The organism is Stenotrophomonas sp. STEN033, assembly GCF_056856655.1.
Genome location: NZ_JBXFWM010000039.1, coordinates 1 through 16,249, shown reverse-complemented (window position 1 = coordinate 16,249; position 16,249 = coordinate 1). Strand labels below are relative to the sequence as shown.

The 16,249-nt window shown below is 64.9% G+C and carries 16 protein-coding genes and 1 tRNA gene; 7 read left to right on the top strand and 10 right to left on the bottom strand.

The annotated features are described in order from the left end of the window. Positions 1–95: 95 nt before the first annotated feature. A complete protein-coding gene (locus tag AC1VXC_RS13500) occupies positions 96–407 on the top strand; it encodes a hypothetical protein (protein ID WP_313495757.1) in 312 nt (103 codons plus the stop codon). A 326-nt stretch (positions 408–733) separates the two neighbouring features. Here AC1VXC_RS13500 and ychF read toward each other — a convergent pair whose 3' ends face one another. The 8 genes from ychF to AC1VXC_RS13460 form a co-directional block, all read right to left on the bottom strand. Further along, on the bottom strand, positions 734–1,825 hold the full coding sequence (gene ychF, locus AC1VXC_RS13495) for a redox-regulated ATPase YchF (RefSeq protein WP_481539245.1): 1,092 nt from the start codon (positions 1,823–1,825) through the stop codon (positions 734–736). Positions 1,826–1,905: 80 nt separating this feature from the next. Further along, positions 1,906–2,487: an aminoacyl-tRNA hydrolase gene (gene pth, locus AC1VXC_RS13490; RefSeq protein WP_313174225.1), complete on the bottom strand. Its 582-nt coding sequence runs from the start codon at positions 2,485–2,487 to the stop codon at positions 1,906–1,908. A gap of 53 nt (positions 2,488–2,540) precedes the next feature. Continuing rightward, a complete protein-coding gene (locus tag AC1VXC_RS13485) occupies positions 2,541–3,143 on the bottom strand; it encodes a 50S ribosomal protein L25/general stress protein Ctc (RefSeq protein ID WP_481539246.1) in 603 nt (200 codons plus the stop codon). A 106-nt stretch (positions 3,144–3,249) separates the two neighbouring features. Continuing rightward, positions 3,250–4,209: a ribose-phosphate diphosphokinase gene (locus AC1VXC_RS13480; protein ID WP_282267136.1), complete on the bottom strand. Its 960-nt coding sequence runs from the start codon at positions 4,207–4,209 to the stop codon at positions 3,250–3,252. A 107-nt stretch (positions 4,210–4,316) separates the two neighbouring features. Further along, a tRNA-Gln gene (locus AC1VXC_RS13475) sits at positions 4,317–4,393 on the bottom strand. Positions 4,394–4,396: 3 nt separating this feature from the next. After that, the gene (gene ispE / locus AC1VXC_RS13470) at positions 4,397–5,275 is read right to left on the bottom strand and encodes a 4-(cytidine 5'-diphospho)-2-C-methyl-D-erythritol kinase (protein WP_313174222.1); all 879 of its coding nucleotides are present in this window, start codon (positions 5,273–5,275) and stop codon (positions 4,397–4,399) included. Then, positions 5,272–5,931: a lipoprotein insertase outer membrane protein LolB gene (gene lolB / locus AC1VXC_RS13465; protein WP_481539247.1), complete on the bottom strand. Its 660-nt coding sequence runs from the start codon at positions 5,929–5,931 to the stop codon at positions 5,272–5,274. Before lolB ends, ispE begins: the two co-directional genes overlap by 4 nt. Then, positions 5,928–7,610, bottom strand: coding sequence for a tetratricopeptide repeat protein (locus AC1VXC_RS13460; protein WP_313174218.1), 1,683 nt, complete (start codon positions 7,608–7,610; stop codon positions 5,928–5,930). The genes lolB and AC1VXC_RS13460 overlap by 4 nt, the downstream gene beginning before the upstream one ends. A 67-nt stretch (positions 7,611–7,677) precedes the next feature. Here AC1VXC_RS13460 and hemA point away from each other — a divergent pair, with 67 nt between their 5' ends. The 4 genes from hemA to ppk2 all read left to right on the top strand — a co-directional run bounded on the left by hemA (position 7,678) and on the right by ppk2 (position 12,763). Beyond that, positions 7,678–8,961: a glutamyl-tRNA reductase gene (gene hemA / locus AC1VXC_RS13455; protein ID WP_313174217.1), complete on the top strand. Its 1,284-nt coding sequence runs from the start codon at positions 7,678–7,680 to the stop codon at positions 8,959–8,961. Next, positions 8,939–10,024 carry a peptide chain release factor 1 gene (prfA, locus tag AC1VXC_RS13450; RefSeq protein ID WP_313174240.1) on the top strand — a complete coding sequence of 362 codons (1,086 nt, stop codon included), beginning with the start codon at positions 8,939–8,941 and terminating at the stop codon, positions 10,022–10,024. The genes hemA and prfA overlap by 23 nt, the downstream gene beginning before the upstream one ends. Positions 10,025–10,211: 187 nt before the next feature. Beyond that, the gene (locus AC1VXC_RS13445; protein WP_481539248.1) at positions 10,212–11,924 is read left to right on the top strand and encodes an O-linked N-acetylglucosamine transferase, SPINDLY family protein; all 1,713 of its coding nucleotides are present in this window, start codon (positions 10,212–10,214) and stop codon (positions 11,922–11,924) included. Positions 11,925–11,965: 41 nt separating this feature from the next. Further along, complete coding sequence (ppk2, locus tag AC1VXC_RS13440; RefSeq protein WP_481539249.1) at positions 11,966–12,763, top strand: polyphosphate kinase 2; 798 nt, start codon at positions 11,966–11,968, stop codon at positions 12,761–12,763. Positions 12,764–13,161: 398 nt separating this feature from the next. On the opposite strand, the gene AC1VXC_RS13435 is transcribed toward ppk2, so the two are convergent. Continuing rightward, on the bottom strand, positions 13,162–13,734 hold the full coding sequence (locus tag AC1VXC_RS13435; protein WP_481539250.1) for a TlpA family protein disulfide reductase: 573 nt from the start codon (positions 13,732–13,734) through the stop codon (positions 13,162–13,164). Further along, positions 13,731–15,005 (bottom strand): YihY family inner membrane protein, encoded by a 1,275-nt coding sequence (locus tag AC1VXC_RS13430; RefSeq protein WP_313174208.1) that lies wholly within the window; start codon positions 15,003–15,005, stop codon positions 13,731–13,733. The genes AC1VXC_RS13435 and AC1VXC_RS13430 overlap by 4 nt, the downstream gene beginning before the upstream one ends. Positions 15,006–15,083: 78 nt before the next feature. Here AC1VXC_RS13430 and wrbA point away from each other — a divergent pair, with 78 nt between their 5' ends. Both wrbA and AC1VXC_RS13420 read left to right on the top strand, forming a co-directional pair. Next, the gene (gene wrbA, locus AC1VXC_RS13425; RefSeq protein ID WP_313174206.1) at positions 15,084–15,677 is read left to right on the top strand and encodes an NAD(P)H:quinone oxidoreductase; all 594 of its coding nucleotides are present in this window, start codon (positions 15,084–15,086) and stop codon (positions 15,675–15,677) included. Next, the gene (locus AC1VXC_RS13420; RefSeq protein ID WP_313494283.1) at positions 15,674–16,018 is read left to right on the top strand and encodes a DUF2069 domain-containing protein; all 345 of its coding nucleotides are present in this window, start codon (positions 15,674–15,676) and stop codon (positions 16,016–16,018) included. Before wrbA ends, AC1VXC_RS13420 begins: the two co-directional genes overlap by 4 nt. The last annotated feature ends 231 nt before the right edge of the window (positions 16,019–16,249 follow it).

Below are 16,249 nucleotides of genomic sequence, written 5' to 3'. Positions count from 1 at the left end.
CTCAGCTCCCAGCAGAAGCTGGAGCGCATCGCGGCCAGGCAGGCACAACGGCAATTCTTCTCCACAGCCGCTGTGCGCAATGGATGGAGAAGGCTGTGGACAACGGCGCGCAGGCCTTGCGCTGCAAGGCTTTCAAAATGGCGGTGAATTTTTCGCCAAGGCACTACAACGAAGGCGTGCGTTTTTTTGTGGGAGCGGCATCAGCCGCCAAGCACGCGCATCGTCAGGTGGGGCAGTCTCCCGGGTCTGCGGGAATTGTCAGCTTCGCGGCTGACGCCGCTCCTGCAAGCAGCCACCCGGCTTATCGGGTTCTCCACAAGCGCTGTGCGCAATGGCTGGAGAAGGTTGTGGACAACCGTCTACAGGCCTTGCGCTGCAAGGCCTTCAAAATTCTGGTGAATTTTTAGCCAACGCACTACAACAACGGCATGCGGCTTTTTTGTAGGAGCGGCGTAAGCCGCGAAGCACGCAGATCATCGGGTGGCGCAGTCTCCCGGCGCGGCAGGAATGCCAGCTTCGCGGCTTACGCCGCTCCTGCAAGCAACTCTGCTATGCCGAGTAATTCTCCACAGCCGCTGTGTGCAATGGATGGAGAAGACTGTGGACAACCGCCCGCAGGCCTTGCGCTGCAGGGCTTTCAAATTCATGGCGAAATATTGACCAGGCTACAAACCGCAGATACAACAAGGCCCCGCAATGCGGGGCCTTGTGGCTGCAGCAACGTCGCGAAGGATCAGACGTTGAAGCGGAAGTGCAGCACGTCGCCTTCCTTGACGATGTAATCCTTGCCTTCCAGGCGCAGGCGGCCGGCTTCCTTGGCGCCCTGCTCACCCTTGAGGTTGATGAAATCGTCGTAGGCGATGGTTTCGGCACGGATGAAGCCACGCTCGAAGTCGGTGTGGATCACGCCGGCAGCCTGCGGGGCGGTGGAGCCCGCGCGCAGCTGCCATGCGCGGACTTCCTTCACACCTGCGGTGAAGTAGGTCTGCAGGCCGAGCAGCTTGTAGCCGGCACGGATCACGCGGTTCAGGCCCGGCTCCTCCAGACCGAGGTCCTTGAGGAACTCATCGCGGTCGGCGTCATCCAGCTGCGCCAATTCTTCCTCGATGGCCGCACACACCGGCACCACCTCGGCGCCTTCGGCTTCGGCACGCGCGCGCACCGCATCCAGGTGCGGGTTGTTCTCGAAACCATCCTCGGCCACGTTGGCGATGTACATCAGCGGCTTGAGGGTGATCAGGAACATGTCGCGGATCAGTGCCTTCTCATCAGCATCAAGGCCAGCCGAACGTGCCGACTTGCCCTGATCCAGCGTCGATGCCAGCTTTTCCAGCACCGGCTTGCGGGCCAGCGCGTCCTTGTCATTGGCCTTGGCCGCGCGGGTGGCGCGATCCAGTGCCTTCAGCACCGATTCCAGGTCGGCCAGCGCCAGCTCGGTATCGATGGTTTCGATGTCGGCGATCGGGTCGACCTTGTTGGCGACGTGGATGACGTTGCCGTCCTCGAAGCAACGCACCACGTGGGCGATGGCGTCGGTCTCGCGGATGTGGGCCAGGAACTTGTTGCCCAGGCCTTCACCCTTGGACGCACCGGCGACCAGGCCAGCGATGTCGACGAACTCCATCGTGGTCGGGATCACCCGCTCCGGCTTGACGATGGCTGCCAGCGCCTCAAGGCGCGGATCCGGCACAGGCACCACGCCGGTGTTCGGCTCGATCGTGCAGAACGGGAAGTTGGCCGCAGCGATACCCGCCTTGGTCAGCGCATTGAACAGGGTCGACTTGCCGACGTTGGGCAGACCGACGATGCCGCATTTGATACCCATGGTGCTGTCCCTCGGGAATGGAGAATCGGGAATGGAGAATTGGAAAGCGTGCAGCCTTCCGATTCCCCATTCCCCATTCCCTACTTCGCGTTGGTGTGTAGACGCTTCATTGCTTCGCTGTAATCGCCAGCTACCGCCAACGGCATCACGTCGATGGCCGCATCGATGGCCTGTGCCATCAGCACAGCGTCCTCCGGCGACGGACGGCCCAGCACCCAGCCCACCACGCGGTCCTTGTGACCGGGATGACCAATGCCAAGACGCAGGCGATGGAACTTGCCATGACCGAGCAGGCGGATGGTGTCACGCAGGCCGTTCTGGCCGCCATGACCACCGTCGAACTTGAGCCGGGCCACGCCGGGCGGCATGTCCAGTTCGTCGTGTGCAAGCAGGGTCTGTTCCGGCTCGATCTTCCAGAACCGCTGCGCGGCGGTGACCGATTTGCCAGACAGGTTCATGTAGGTCGCCGGCTTCAACAGCCATACCGGCTGCCCGGCAATCTCGACCTTGGCGACTTCGCCAAACAATTTGCTTTCCAGCGCCCAGCGCGCGCCCTGCCGCTCTGCCAGGGCCTCAACGAAATGAAACCCGGCATTGTGCCGGGTCCGGGCGTGTTCGGGTCCGGGGTTGCCCAGACCAACGATCAATCGCAAGCCAGTCATCTGTCAGATACACCTGCTGCGCCCGCCCCGAAGAGCGGGCGCAACATCGCCGATTACTCGGCTGCTGCTTCTTCTGCAGCGGCGGTCTTGGCGATGACAACGGCGTCGTCATGGCCCTTGCCCAGCTTCAGTGCCGGGATTTCCACGCCGGCCGGCAGCTTCAGGCCCGACAGGTAGATGATGTCGCCAGCCTTCAGCTCGCCCAGGTCGACTTCGATCGACTGCGGCAGGTCCTTCGGCAAGCAGGCAATCGCCACTTCCTTCAGTTCGTGGGTGACCAGCACGTCGGCAGCCTTGCCAGCCGGCGAGGTGTCTTCGTTGATGAAGGTCAGCGGCACCGAAGCGTGCAGCACTTCATTCTCGTTCACGCGCTGGAAATCCAGGTGCATGACCAGCTGCTTGTACGGGTGACGCTGCATGTCACGCAGCAGCACCTTGTGGATGGTGCCGTCGAGGTTCAGGTCGATGATCGACGAGTAGAACCAATCGTTGAACTGGGCCAGCCAGATTTCGTTGTGGTTGAACTGGACCTTCACCGGCTCCTTGTCACCACCGTAAACGATGCCCGGGACCACGCCTTCGTGACGCAGGCGGCGGCTCGCACCCTGACCTTGCACGTCACGACGAGCGACTTTGATTTCGTGAGACTTTGCCATTGTTGACTACTCTAGGTTGTTGCACCGCCTCGCGGCGCTGCGTAGAGACTCTTCCGCGACCAGAAGAGCCTGATGTGATCCCCGGACAAGCCGGGGACCGGATGCATCAATCCACGTACATCGAGCTGACCGACTCACCGAAGGCGATGCGACGCATCGTCTCGGCCAGCATTTCGGCCACGCTGATCTGGCGGATCTTGGGACAGACGCGAGCCACTTCGGAAAGCGGGATCGTGTCGGTCACCACCAGCTCGTCGAGCTGGGAGTTGTTCAAATTGTCCACGGCCGGGCCCGAGAGCACGGCGTGGGTGCAGTACGCGGCGACCTTCAGTGCACCGCGCGCCTTGAGGGCAGCAGCGGCAGCACACAGGGTGCCGGCGGTGTCGACGATGTCGTCGACCATGACGCAGGTCTTGCCTTCGACGTCACCGATGATGTTCATCACGGTGGCGACGTTGGCACGCGGACGGCGCTTGTCGATGATGGCCAGGTCGGCATCATCCAGGCGCTTTGCCACGGCGCGGGCGCGCACCACGCCGCCTACGTCCGGGCTGACCACGATCAGGTTGTCGGTGCCGTAGACGCGCCAGATGTCCGCCAGCAGCAGCGGCGAGGCATAGACGTTGTCGACCGGCATGTCGAAGAAACCCTGGATCTGATCGGCGTGCAGGTCGACCGTGAGGATCTGGTCGGTGTGCACGGCCGAGAACATCTTTGCTGCAACCTTGGCGGTGATCGGCACGCGCGAGGAGCGCATGCGGCGATCCTGGCGGGCGTAACCGAAGTACGGCACCACCGCGGTGACGGAGGCGGCGCTCGCGCGCTTGAGCGCGTCGATGATCACCAGCAGCTCCATCAGGTTCTCCGCACTCGGAGCACCGGTCGGCTGAACGACGAAAACGTCCTGCTTGCGCACGTTTTCCTGGATCTCGACCTGTACTTCACCGTCGGAGAACTTGGAAACCAGCGCCTTGCCTGGTCTTACCCCGAGTTCCTTGCAGATGCTCTGTGCAAGAGGTTTGTTGGCATTGCCGGAAAAGACCAGCAGGTTCGGGGAATCTTGCATGACAGCTCTCTCGGGCGTGGGCGAGTAGCGAAGGAAACGTGGTTACTGCAGCGATGGCGCGGGTATGTCTCGCGCACATCCTTTGCGCTTACAGCCGTGGGAGTGCGTGGCAGGGGCGGTAGGATTCGAACCTACGAATGCCAGGATCAAAACCTGGTGCCTTGGGCCTCTTGGCGACGCCCCTGCATCAAACAATTCCCGTCGTTTCCAGCGCATCAAGCAGTGGCGAGCGATCAACACCCGCAGCTACCCAAGCCCGCAGTTGTGGCGGCAATTCCGCCAAGGCCTGCTCTGCAGCAGCGCGCGTGGCGAATTCGACGAAACAACCGCTTCCCGACCCCGTGAGTCGTGCCCGACCAATACCTGACAAGGCCTGGAACGTCGCCTCGATGGCAGGTTCCTGGCGCCGTAGTACCGGCTCGAACGCATTTCCGAGGACGGTCCCGGAAGCGAAGTCCGCTATTTTCACGGGCTTGGCATCCCGCGTCAAATGCTGTGAACGGAAAAGTTCAGCCGTGGGCACGTGAACCCCCGGATCCACCAGCAAATACCATGCTTCCGGCAGTTCAAGCGGGGTCAGCAATTCGCCCACGCCTTCGGCCCAGGCACTGCGTCCGCGCACGAAGACCGGCACATCTGCCCCAAGGCACACGCCAAGGGCTGCCAGCGCATCCTCATCCAGACCGGTACCCCACAACGCGTTCAGCGCCACCAGCACGGTCGCAGCATCTGACGAACCACCCCCAAAGCCACCACCGGCAGGAATCCGCTTTTCAACCCGGATATCGACACCTTTCCCGCAATTGGTCGCATTTTTCAGCGCGATGGCAGCACGAACCACCAGATCATCAGCCTCTGCAACGCCGGCCACGGAAGCGCCCTTGCGGCGCACCTGACCGTCCTCGCGCAGGCGCAGGCCAATCCGATCGCCCCAGTCCAGCAACCGGAACACCGTCTGCAGCACGTGATAGCCATCCGCGCGCCGACCGGTGATATGCAGGAACAGGTTCAGCTTGGCCGGGGCCGGCCAGTACGACCAACCCGCTTCGTCAGCTACGGCAGTCATGGTGCGTCCGATCCCCATTCATCCACGATCAGGCGGACCTTGGCATCGCCATTGACCGCCTCGATCCGGCGCGGCAGCGACGGGCGCCCGGCATCGGCCGGGTACCAGTCCAGGTAATCCACCTGCCAACCTTGCTGGCGGAGCACCCGCGGCCGCCCTTCAGCGTCGAAACCGAGGTGTTCCGGACTTGTGCCCTCAGTTGGTAGACCACGCACCCACTCGGCCAGTTGGGCGACCGGAATCTCCCAGCCAGTAGCCTGCAAGAGCAGTTCGCCGGCGTCATCGGCCGTGCGCGGTCCGCCTTCCAGTCCTTCCAGGCGCACCACCTGCCCTGGGGCGCCACCGCTGAGCTGCCAGCTCTGCCGGGTGACCGGCGCGGCCAGACTGACCTGGTAGGCAGGCCCCTGCTGCAACCAGTCGATCCGGCCGTTGCCACCATTGCGGCCCTTGCTGATCGCCACCCGGCCCTGGAACGACCAGTTCGGCTGCGCCTGCAAGGCAGCCTGGCGTTGCTGCTCTGCCGCCTGCGCCTGCGCCGACACCTGCGAAACCTCAGCCGCGACCGGTGTCGCCTGGCGCTTGGGCACCGAACCACAGGCCGCGAGCGCACCTACCACCAGCAGCGCCAACGGCGCCCGCCACATCAATACGTTCATACACCCAACTTTTCGATCGCACGCTGCAGCGCGCGGTTATCCGGATCCAGTTTGCGGGCCTCATCGAAGAAGCGCCTGGCCTCGTCTTTCTGCCCCAGCACCCACAACACTTCGCCTACGTGTGCAGCGATTTCCGGGTCCTTGTTCAAGGTCCAGGCACGGCGCAGATGCACCAGCGCCTCATCGTTGCGGCCCAGCCGATACAACACCCAACCGTAGCTGTCGACGATGGCCGCATTGTCCGGCTCGGCCACGCGTGCACGGTCGATCAGCTCCAATGCTTCCTGGTAGCGCTGGGTGCGGTCGGCCAAGGTGTAGCCCAGCGCGTTCAACGCTGCCACGTTCTCCGGCTCGGCCACCAGCACCTTGCGCAGGTCCGCCTCGGCGCGCGGCACATTGTCGTTGCGCTCCCAGGCCAGCGCGCGGGCGTACAGCAAGGCGCTGTCATCCGGGAACGCAGCCAGGCCACGGGCCAGCACATCGAACTCGGCCTTGGTTTCGCCATCACGCAGTTGCAGCTCGGACTCCAGCAGGTAGGCGTCGCGGCGCACATCGTCGTCCAGCGAGGCATCGGCCTGCACGGCTTGCACTTCCTTGGCAGCGCGCGCCTTGTCACCCATCAGGTGCAGCGCGTTCACCGCACGCAGCTGTGCCTCACCGCGATGCTCGCCACCAGGCACACCGTGATACCAATCCACCGCCTCCTGGTAGCGCTTCAGGTATTCGGCAATCTTGCCCAGCAGCAGGCGCTGGTCGGGGTCCGGCTTGCTGGCCTTTGCCGCGATGTCCTGATACAGCGCCAACAGCGCCACATCGTCCTTCTGTTTGGCCAGCAGCGAGGCACGCATGCCCCAGCTCTGCAGGTTCTGTTCACCTACCGACAGCACATGCTCGGCAGCGGCGGTCTCACCCAGGGTGTCATAGGCGATGGCCAGCGCGCCGCGCAGCTCGTCGTCCTTCTCCGCCTTCGGCTCGATGCCCTTGAGCAGGGCCAGCGCCTCGTCCTTCTTGCCAGCCTGGTTGAGCTGGGAGGCATGCAGCAACGCCACCCGCGGCTCATCCGGGAAGCGCCGGACCACCTCGCCGACCATCCGCCGCGACAACTCCGGTCGTTCCATGCGCAGGGCCAACCGGCCAAATTCCTGCCAGGCTTCCAGATCATTGGGGATCGCATTGGCGTCCACCAGCATGCCCAGCACCTGCGCCGGCACCGCCGGGTCGCGGCCGCCAGTTGCAAGCGCCAGCAGCGCGTAACGCCAGGCCCGCGGTTCAGGGGAGCGCAGCACCGCCAACAACTCCTTGCGGGCCAGCCTGGCGTCGCCATTGCGCATGGCCAGCGCACCGCGGGTGCCGCGCACCGCTACCGAGCCGGGATCACGCTGGGCCCATAGGGCCAACGCCTGTTCGGCGCGGTCGGCGTCATCGGCCAGCATGGCGATGCGGGTGGCGCGCTCGGCCAGCCCCACGTCGCCCTTGGCTTCCTGGGCGGCCTGCAGGTACCAGCGGGCGGCATCGGGCAACTTGCCAGCCTGCAGCGAGAACTCACCGGCCAGCACCGGGGTCAACGGCAGGCCTTCAGCCGCCAACGGCGTCCGGACAGGCGCAGCCGGGGCCGCCAGCACCGGAAAAACCGGCAGGGAAAGCAACAGAACGGTGCATATGCGATTGAATACGGGCATCTGGCGCAACCGGGCCGTAAAATGGCGGCCTTCAACAGCCAGCAGCTTATCGCAAGCAACTGAACAGATGACCCTGTGGGTGCTCGGACTGAATCACCAGACTGCGCCGGTAGAACTGCGCGAACGCGCTGCCTTTGGCGGAGACGCCTTGCCGCGGGCGATGGATTCATTGCGGCAGACCCCGCAACTGGCCGAGGCGGTGCTCCTGTCCACCTGCAACCGCACCGAACTGTACGCCGTTGCCGAGGACAGCAAGGCCCTGAGCCAGTGGCTGGAACACCACGCTGGCAGCCTGCAGGGCTATCTCTACCAGCACAGCGACGCTGAGGCGGTGCGCCACCTGTTCCGGGTCGCCACCGGGCTGGACTCGATGGTGCTGGGCGAGCCGCAGATCCTGGGCCAGGTCAAGGATGCCTGGGCACTGGCCCACGACAGCGGCGCGATCGGGCAACAATTGGACCGGTTGTTCCAGCAGACCTTCTCCGTGGCCAAGCGTGCCCGCACCGACACCCGCGTCGGCGCCAATCCGATCTCGGTGGCCTCCACCGCGGTGCGGCTGGCGCAGGACTCGTTTGCGCGCATGGATGAATCCACTGTGCTGCTGGTCGGCGCCGGCGAAACCATGGAACTGGTCGCCAAGCACCTGAGCGATGCCAAGGTGAAGCGGCTGCTGATCGCCAACCGTACCGTGGCCAATGCGCAGGACCTGGCCAGCCGTCACGGCGGCGTGGCGCTGCCCTTGACCGAGCTGGAGCGCCACCTGGGCGAAGCCGACGTGGTGTTCTCGGCCACGGCCGCGCGCGAGCCAGTGATCCTGCACCGCCAGGTCGCCAACGCACTGCGCTTGCGCCGGCACAAGCCGATGCTGCTGTTCGACCTGGCCGTGCCGCGCGATATCGAAGCCGAGGTCGGCACCCTGGCCGACGCCTACCTGTACACCGTGGACGATCTGGAACGGGCCGTGGAGGAAAACCGCCGCGGCCGCCGCGAAGCCGCCGCCGAGGCTGAATCCATCATCGACCTGCAGGTCACCCGCTATCTGGAGAACCTGCGCGCCACCCGCCTGCAGGCACCGATCCGGCAGCTTCGTGCGTTTGGCGAGGCGACCCGCGCCGAACTGCTGGCCAAGGCCCGGCAGCAGCTGGCGCATGGCAAACTGCCCGACGAAGTACTGGAGCAGCTGGCGCACGGCCTGACCAACCGCCTGCTGCATCCGCCCACCGCCGCCCTGCGCCAAGCCGCGCAGGAAGGCGATACCGACCTCACCCGCGCCGCCGAGCGCCTGTTCCCGGCCGCCCCCGGGTATCACCACCCCGCTGCGAGGAATGATGACGCCGACCCTGCGCCGTAAGCTGCTGGCACTGGCCGAGCGCCGAGAAGAACTGGAACGCCTGCTTTCCGACCCCGATGTGGTCGCCGACAACGAGCGCTTCCGCAATTTTTCCCGTGAGTTCTCGCAACTGGAACCCATCGCCACTGCATTGGCGAACGAAGCCCGTGCGCTGGACGATCTGGCCTCGGCCGAAGCCATGCGGAACGACCCGGAACTGCGCGAGCTGGCCGAGGAAGAAATCAGCGCCGCCCAGGCGCGCCTGCAGGCATTGGACGAGGAGCTGGCGCTGCTGCTGGTGCCGCGTGACCCGCGCGACGAAGGCAACCTGTTCCTGGAAGTGCGTGCCGGCACCGGCGGTGACGAAGCGGCGATTTTTGCCGGCGACCTGTTCCGCATGTACGCCCGCTATGCCGAGCGTCAGGGCTGGAAGGTGGAAATCGAATCCGACAACCCCGGCGAACACGGCGGCTACAAGGAAATCGTGGCACGCGTGGTTGGCCGCGGCGCCTATTCCAAGCTGAAGTTCGAATCCGGCACGCACCGTGTGCAGCGCGTGCCGGCCACCGAATCGCAGGGCCGCATCCACACCTCGGCAGCGACGGTGGCAATCATCCCCGAGGCCGACGATGTCGAAGACGTGGTGATCAACCCGGCGGACCTGAAGGTGGACACGTTCCGTTCCTCCGGCGCCGGCGGCCAGCACGTCAACAAGACCGAGTCGGCGATCCGCATCACCCACGTTCCCACCGGCGTGGTGGTGGAATGCCAGACCGAGCGCAGCCAGCACGCCAACCGCGACAAGGCGATGAAGCGGCTGAAGGCGCAGTTGCTGGATGCCGAGCGCAGCAAGCAGGCCGCTGCCCAGGCCGAATCGCGCCGCCTGCAGGTAGGCAGTGGCGACCGCAGCCAGCGCATCCGCACCTACAGCTTCCCGCAGGGCCGCATCACCGACCACCGCGTCGAAGGCCTGACCCTGTACGACCTGCCCAACATCATCGAAGGCGGCCTCGACGACCTGATCGCACGCTTGCAGCACGAACACCAGGTGGATGAGCTGGCGCGTTTGGCGGAAGGGACCTAATACGCCCCCTCCCTTATGCGCAGCATAGGGGAGGGTTGGGGAGGGGGTAGCTTTTGGCTTTTTGGCATTGGCCTTCGCTACTGCCTCTGGATTTGGCCTTGGTCGCCAGCCCATAGCAAAATCAAAAACCTACCCCTCCCCAGCCCTCTCCTGCGCTACGCGCAAGGGAGGGGGCAAAGCCAGCACAATGACCAACGCCCTCAACGAACGCGACCAGCTCCGCCATGCCGTCAGCCGCCAACCCGGTGACTTCATCGCCTGGGTAATGCTGGCCGACGCAGAACTTGGTGCGGGCGATGTACGCGCAGGTGAGGCGGCGGCATCCAGAGCACTGCAACTGCGACCGCAGCACCCCGAAGCCCTCGCCCGTCTTGGCCGCGCGCGTTGGATGCAAGGAAGGCATGAGGAAGCCGCCGCACTGTTGCAGCAAGCCTGCCAGCTCGCCCCGCAGCACCCAGGCATGGCCTTGTGGCTGGGTCATGTACTGGAAGACGCCAACCAGCCCGAAGCCGCTGCCGATGCCTATCGACGCGCGCATGCGCTGGCACCGGACGAGGCCTATATGGCCGCACAGCGCCTGAACTGGCAGCGCCGGCTCTGCGACTGGCGCGATATCGATGCACTGTCGCAACAGGTGCGTCGCGCGGTCGCGCAAGGCAATCCCGCCGTGGAGCCTTTTGCCTTTCTCAGCGAGGATGCCAGCGCCGCCGAACAACTGGCCTGTGCGCAGCAACGTGCCGGCGTGCTTGCCCAAGCCATTCCGCGCCTGCCTGCAACGCAGGTTCGTGCACAGGGCGCACTGCGCGTGGGCTTTCTTTCCAACGGCTTCGGCGCGCACCCGACCGGCCTGCTGACAGTCGCATTGTTCGAGCAGTTGCGCGCACATCCGCAATTGCAGACACATCTTTTTGCGCTCAACAGCGACGATGGCAGCGGCATCCGCCGACGCCTGCAGGCAGCTGTCGGGCAGTTGCACGACCTCAGCAACCAAGCACATGCAACGATTGCGCAGCGCATCCGCGCCGCTGGCATCGACCTGCTGTTCGACCTGCGCGGCTGGGGCGGCGGTGGCACACCCGAAGTGCTGGCCATGCACCCTGCTCCGCTGCAGTTGAACTGGCTGGCCTACCCCGGCACGTCCGGTGCACCGTGGATCGACTACGTCGTCGCCGATGCGTTCGTGTTGCCGCCCGCATTGGAATCCGGCTTCAGCGAAAAGGTGCTGCGCCTGCCGCGTGCCTTCCAGCCCTCGGACAACAGCCGCATTGTTCAGCCCCCGCCCTCGCGCGCTGACTGCGGATTACCGGACGCCGGCGTGGTGTTCTGTTGCTTCAACAACAGCTACAAGCTCAATCCGCGCAGCGTCGAACGCCTGTTGCAGGTGCTGCTGGGCGTGCCAGACAGCGTGTTATGGCTGCTGTCCGGTCCAGGCAAGGCCGACCAACGCCTGCAGGAGGTCGCGCGCCGACGCGGCGTGGACCCGGCGCGCCTGGTGTTCATGCACAAGCTGCCGCATCCGCAATATCTGGCCCGTTACCAGCATGCCGACCTGTTCCTGGACACACACCCGTATAACGCCCACACCACGGCCTCCGATGCGCTGTGGGCCGGTTGTCCGGTGCTGACCGCACCCGGCAGCACGTTTGCCGCGCGGGTGGCCGGCAGCCTCAACCATCACCTCGGCATGGACGAGATGAATGTCGCCGATGACCAATCCTTCGTCACCACGGCGATTGCGCTGGGCAATGACCCCAACGCCCTGCAGGCTGCACGGCAGCGACTGGCGCAGGCCCGGGAACAGAGCAGCCTGTTCGACATGGCCGGCTTCGCCAGTGACCTGGCCCAGCTGCTGCAACAGCTGGCCGGCGCCCACGGCTGGCGTGGTGCAGACATCGACTGACATCCGATTGGGTTAGGCTCGGCGTTCCACAAGGAGTGACCATGGGCAAGCTCAAGCGCAAACAGTACGAAGCGTTGCTGGAACCGATGCAGCTGGAACTGGCCAACATGGCCCGCTGGGCCCAGCACTGCGGGCAGCGTGTACTGGTGTTGTTCGAGGGCCGCGACACCGCCGGCAAGGGCGGCGTCATCCAGGACATCGCCAAACACGTCAATCCACGCCACTGCCGGGTGGTGGCCCTGCCCAAGCCCAGCGAACGCGAAGACAGCCAGTGGTATTTCCAGCGCCATATCGCGCACCTGCCCGCCGCCGGCGAGATCGTGCTGATGGACCGCAGCTGGTACAACCGCGCCGGCGTGGAGAAGGTGATGGGCTACTGCACCGATGCGCAGTACAAGGCCTTCCTCAAGCAGGCCCCTGCGTTCGAAAAGCTGCTGGTCGACGATGGCATCCTGCTGTTCAAGTACTGGTTGTGCGTGGATCAGGAACAGCAGGAAAAGCGCTTTGCCGAGCGTCGCGACGACCCGCTCAAAGGCTGGAAGCTGTCACCGATCGATCTGAAATCGCGGCAGGAATACAGCGCCTACACCCAGGCCCGCGAAGCCATGCTGGAGGCCACCCACAGCGTTCATGCACCGTGGACGCTGGTGGATTTCAATGACCAGAAGCATGGCCGCCTGACCCTGATACGCGACCTGCTGGATCGCCTGCCCGATACCCACATCGACGAACCGGTGATTGAACTGCCACCGCTGCCGGGCAAACCGAAGAAGGAGAAGTACGGCGTGGTGAAGCCGATTGCGCCGTTTGCGGTGGATGAAGAAGCAGCCAAACCGTAGCCCGCCTCCGGCTCCCTGTAGTGCCGAGCCATGCTCGGCAGGAGCTTTCCCGCATTGTCCGAAAGGCTGCCCTCACCCCAACCCCTCTCCCGTTCACGGGAGAGGGGCTTGTAGTGCCGAGCCATGCTCGGCAGGAGCTTTACCGACAATGCCGTAGGAGCGGCATAAGCCGCGAAGCTGGCATTGTGTGGAGAGCTGAAAAGCTACCCCTCCCCAACCCTCCCCTTCGCGCCGCGAAAGGGAGGAAGCGGTTCTTGGCAATCTGTCAGAGGGTCGCGGCGCTGCTCTTGCCCCCTCCCTTTCGCGCAGCGAAGGGGAGGGCTGGGGAGGGGTGCTCTTGGCCTCAAAGCTTCTCGCTCCCGCCTCGAAGCCCCAACACACGGAAAACCACCATCCCCTTAAACCGCCTTACCCCCGGCAGCCACAATCGCCTGCTCGATTTCCTGCGCATTCACCGGCCCTAGGAACTGCCGGGCCACCTTGCCGTCCGGCCCGATCAGGTAGGTCATCGGCAAGCCACGCGGCGTGGCGAAATCCTTGGGCGGGCTGAAGGTATCGATGATGGCGATCGGATAGGCCACCGGATGCTCCTTCAGGAAGGCCTGCATCTCGTCCAGCTCGATGTCCTCATAGGCCAGGCCAACCACTTCCACATTGCTGCGCATGGCGTGCAGCGCCGACAGCTCCGGCATTTCCTGCAGGCAGGGCGCGCACCAGGTGGCCCAGAAATTCACCACCACCCACTGCCCGCGGTGACTGGCCAGGTCATAGGTCTTGCCATCCACGGTTGGCACCTGCAGTTGCGGTATTTCCACCGTCTGCTGGACCACGCTGGACTGGGCCGTCTCAGCGGCAGCCGGTGCGGCCGCTGCATCGGGTGCGGCAGCCGGTGCAGCGGCAGGTGCCTGCGCCGGCTTGCACGCAGCCAAGGCCAACGCCAGCAGCGCGACGGGAACAAACTTCTTGATCATCGACTCTCTCCGCGCTCTACATAGATGTCATCCACCCGGCGCTTGAGCAGTTCGCGCAACGGCAGACGTAGTTGATCCAGGGCGTTGCAGGCCGCTTGCCCGAGGCTGTCCTCGCGCATCGGCAGGTATTCCTCGGCGGCCGGTATACGCAGCTGCGAGCTTTCGTACAGCTCATGCAGGCTGATGCTGTCCAGGTCACGCGCCAGCAGCCATTCACCGCGCTCGTCACGGCGCAGCACGCCAATAACTTCCATCTGCTCCAGCAATTGCTGCAGCAGGGAGTCGGTGAGCATGGGTTCCAGCAGCAACAGCTGGTCTTCATCCAGCCCCTGCCCTTGCTGCCGCGCCTCACGGAACCGTCCCAACAACCTCAGCAGGCCATACAGCTCGCAGCCCTGCGGCAACCGCAATGCCGCCGGCTGGTAGCGGAATGCGGCCACCGATGAGGCCAGCGATGCGCCCAGCAGCACCGAGACCCAACTCAGGTAGATCCACAGCAACAGGATCGGCACGAACGCCACCGTGCCGTAGAGCTTCTGATAGGACTGGAAGCTGCCCAGGTACAGGCCCATGCCCCACTTCACCAGCTCCAGCATCAGCACCGCCAACAGTGCGCCGGGAATGGCATGGCGCCACTTCACGGTATGGTGCGGCACCACCCGGTAGATCAGCACCACACAGACGAATTCGATCAGCACCGGCGCCAGCCGCAGGCCGAGGTCGGCCAACCAGCGGCCCTCGGTCGTACCGAACAAGGGCAGCGACAACACTTTGGCCGAGATCGCCAACGAGGCGGCGGCCAGCAAGGCGCCCAGGGTAAGCACCGTCCAATAGACCAGGAAGCGGGTCAGCTGTGGCCGCGCCGAGGCCACCCGCCAGATACGGTTGAAGGTCTGTTCGACGCTGTTGAGGGTGATCAGCAGCGATACCACCAGGGCCAGGAAGCCGGCAGCGGTCAGCTGCCCGGCGCTGGCCGAGAACTGCCGCAGATACCCTTCGGCCGCGCGCGCCGCCGACGGCACGAAGTTGGAGAACACATAGTCGCTGAGCGCCTCGCTCCAGCGATCGAACATGGGGAACGCGGACAGCACCCCGAATACCACGATGGCCAACGGCACCAGCGCGAACACCGTGGTGTAGGCCAGCGAACCGGCAGCCTGGAACAGGCGATCATCAATGAAGCGCTTCCACAGGAAGCGCCCGAAGCTGACGTTGCGCGCACGGTCCCGCAGGCGCTCCATCCATAGGTTGAGTGAATCCAAAGGTTCCATTTGGCAAGGGTACCCGATGCAAAGCGCGGCCCGCATCGTTGATACTGCCGGTTCCTGCATGATTGAGCGAACGGTGTGATGGCGGAAATCCTGGTGCTTTACTACAGCCGTGGCGGTTCGGTGGCCCGGCTGGCGCGGCAGATCGCCCGCGGTATCGGCGAGGTGCCGGGCATGAGCGCCCGTCTGCGCACCGTACCTCCGGTCGCCGCTGTCACCCAGACCAGCGCCCCGCCAGTGCCCGACGACGGCGCACCCTATGTGGAGATCGCCGACCTGGCCGAGTGCGACGGCATCGTGCTGGGCAGCCCCACCCGCTTCGGCAACATGGCCGCACCGGTCAAACACTTCCTCGATGGCCTGGGCGCGGAATGGGTCAACGGCACTCTCGCCGGCAAGCCGGCGGCAGTGTTCACCTCCACCGCCTCGATGCACGGTGGCCAGGAATCGACCCTGTTGTCGATGCACCTGCCGCTGTTGCACCACGGCTGCCTGATCGTCGGCATCCCGTTCACCGAGCCGGCACTGAGCCACACCCGCAGCGGCGGCACGCCGTATGGCGCCAGCCATGTGGCCGGCAGCCAGGATGATCCGCAGCCCACCGACGATGAAGCGGTGTTGGCACGGGCATTGGGCCGACGGGTCGCCGATATCGCCCGGCGTCTGGCGCAATGAGCGGCCGCAGCCGCGATCTGACCTTGGCATTGGCATTGGCGCTGTTGGCCGGCCTGTATGCGTGGTGGTTCCGCGCCGACCGCCATCTGCTGGCGGTAGCCTTGGTGTTCGTGGCGCCGCCGGTACTGTTGTTGCTGGGCGTGCTGGCACAGCGCGCTGTGGCCCGCTTCTGGGCGGGGGTATTGGCGCTGTTCTGGTTCAGCCACGGCGTGATGAGTGCCTGGAGCCACCGCGACACCGCCCTCTACGCGTGGATCGAGATCCTCCTGGCGCTGCTGATCGTGGCCCTGGTCAGCGTACCCGGCATGCGCGCCCGCTTTGCGGCAAGGAAAGCCCGGTAGCCCCAGCCCGGTTGGGGCGTTACCGACATCCCCCTGTAGAGCCGAGCCATGCTCGGCTGGGGCGTTACCGACAATCCACAGTTTGTGGGAGCGGCGTCGGCCGCGAAGCTGGCATCACCGAAACTGCAGGCAAGCTGGTGATCCGTTGGAGCACCGGCTTCGCGGCGGCCGCCCCGACCACAACCACCAAAAAAACCGCCCCCCGGCCCCACCACCCGCCAAAGGCGAGGG

What these genes read in the sequence shown, in the direction of transcription:
- lolB (WP_481539247.1), bottom strand. Translation starts at nt 5,931, where the DNA reads ATGAACGTATTGATGTGGCGGGCGCCGTTGGCGCTGCTGGTGGTAGGT.
- AC1VXC_RS13430 (WP_313174208.1), bottom strand. Translation starts at nt 15,005, where the DNA reads ATGGAACCTTTGGATTCACTCAACCTATGGATGGAGCGCCTGCGGGAC.
- ppk2 (WP_481539249.1), top strand. Translation starts at nt 11,966, where the DNA reads ATGGGCAAGCTCAAGCGCAAACAGTACGAAGCGTTGCTGGAACCGATG.
- ispE (WP_313174222.1), bottom strand. Translation starts at nt 5,275, where the DNA reads ATGACTGCCGTAGCTGACGAAGCGGGTTGGTCGTACTGGCCGGCCCCG.
- AC1VXC_RS13445 (WP_481539248.1), top strand. Translation starts at nt 10,212, where the DNA reads ATGACCAACGCCCTCAACGAACGCGACCAGCTCCGCCATGCCGTCAGC.
- prfA (WP_313174240.1), top strand. Translation starts at nt 8,939, where the DNA reads ATGACGCCGACCCTGCGCCGTAAGCTGCTGGCACTGGCCGAGCGCCGA.
- AC1VXC_RS13480 (WP_282267136.1), bottom strand. Translation starts at nt 4,209, where the DNA reads ATGCAAGATTCCCCGAACCTGCTGGTCTTTTCCGGCAATGCCAACAAA.
- AC1VXC_RS13435 (WP_481539250.1), bottom strand. Translation starts at nt 13,734, where the DNA reads ATGATCAAGAAGTTTGTTCCCGTCGCGCTGCTGGCGTTGGCCTTGGCT.
- ychF (WP_481539245.1), bottom strand. Translation starts at nt 1,825, where the DNA reads ATGGGTATCAAATGCGGCATCGTCGGTCTGCCCAACGTCGGCAAGTCG.
- AC1VXC_RS13420 (WP_313494283.1), top strand. Translation starts at nt 15,674, where the DNA reads ATGAGCGGCCGCAGCCGCGATCTGACCTTGGCATTGGCATTGGCGCTG.
- wrbA (WP_313174206.1), top strand. Translation starts at nt 15,084, where the DNA reads ATGGCGGAAATCCTGGTGCTTTACTACAGCCGTGGCGGTTCGGTGGCC.
- AC1VXC_RS13485 (WP_481539246.1), bottom strand. Translation starts at nt 3,143, where the DNA reads ATGGCAAAGTCTCACGAAATCAAAGTCGCTCGTCGTGACGTGCAAGGT.
- pth (WP_313174225.1), bottom strand. Translation starts at nt 2,487, where the DNA reads ATGACTGGCTTGCGATTGATCGTTGGTCTGGGCAACCCCGGACCCGAA.
- hemA (WP_313174217.1), top strand. Translation starts at nt 7,678, where the DNA reads ATGACCCTGTGGGTGCTCGGACTGAATCACCAGACTGCGCCGGTAGAA.
- AC1VXC_RS13460 (WP_313174218.1), bottom strand. Translation starts at nt 7,610, where the DNA reads ATGCCCGTATTCAATCGCATATGCACCGTTCTGTTGCTTTCCCTGCCG.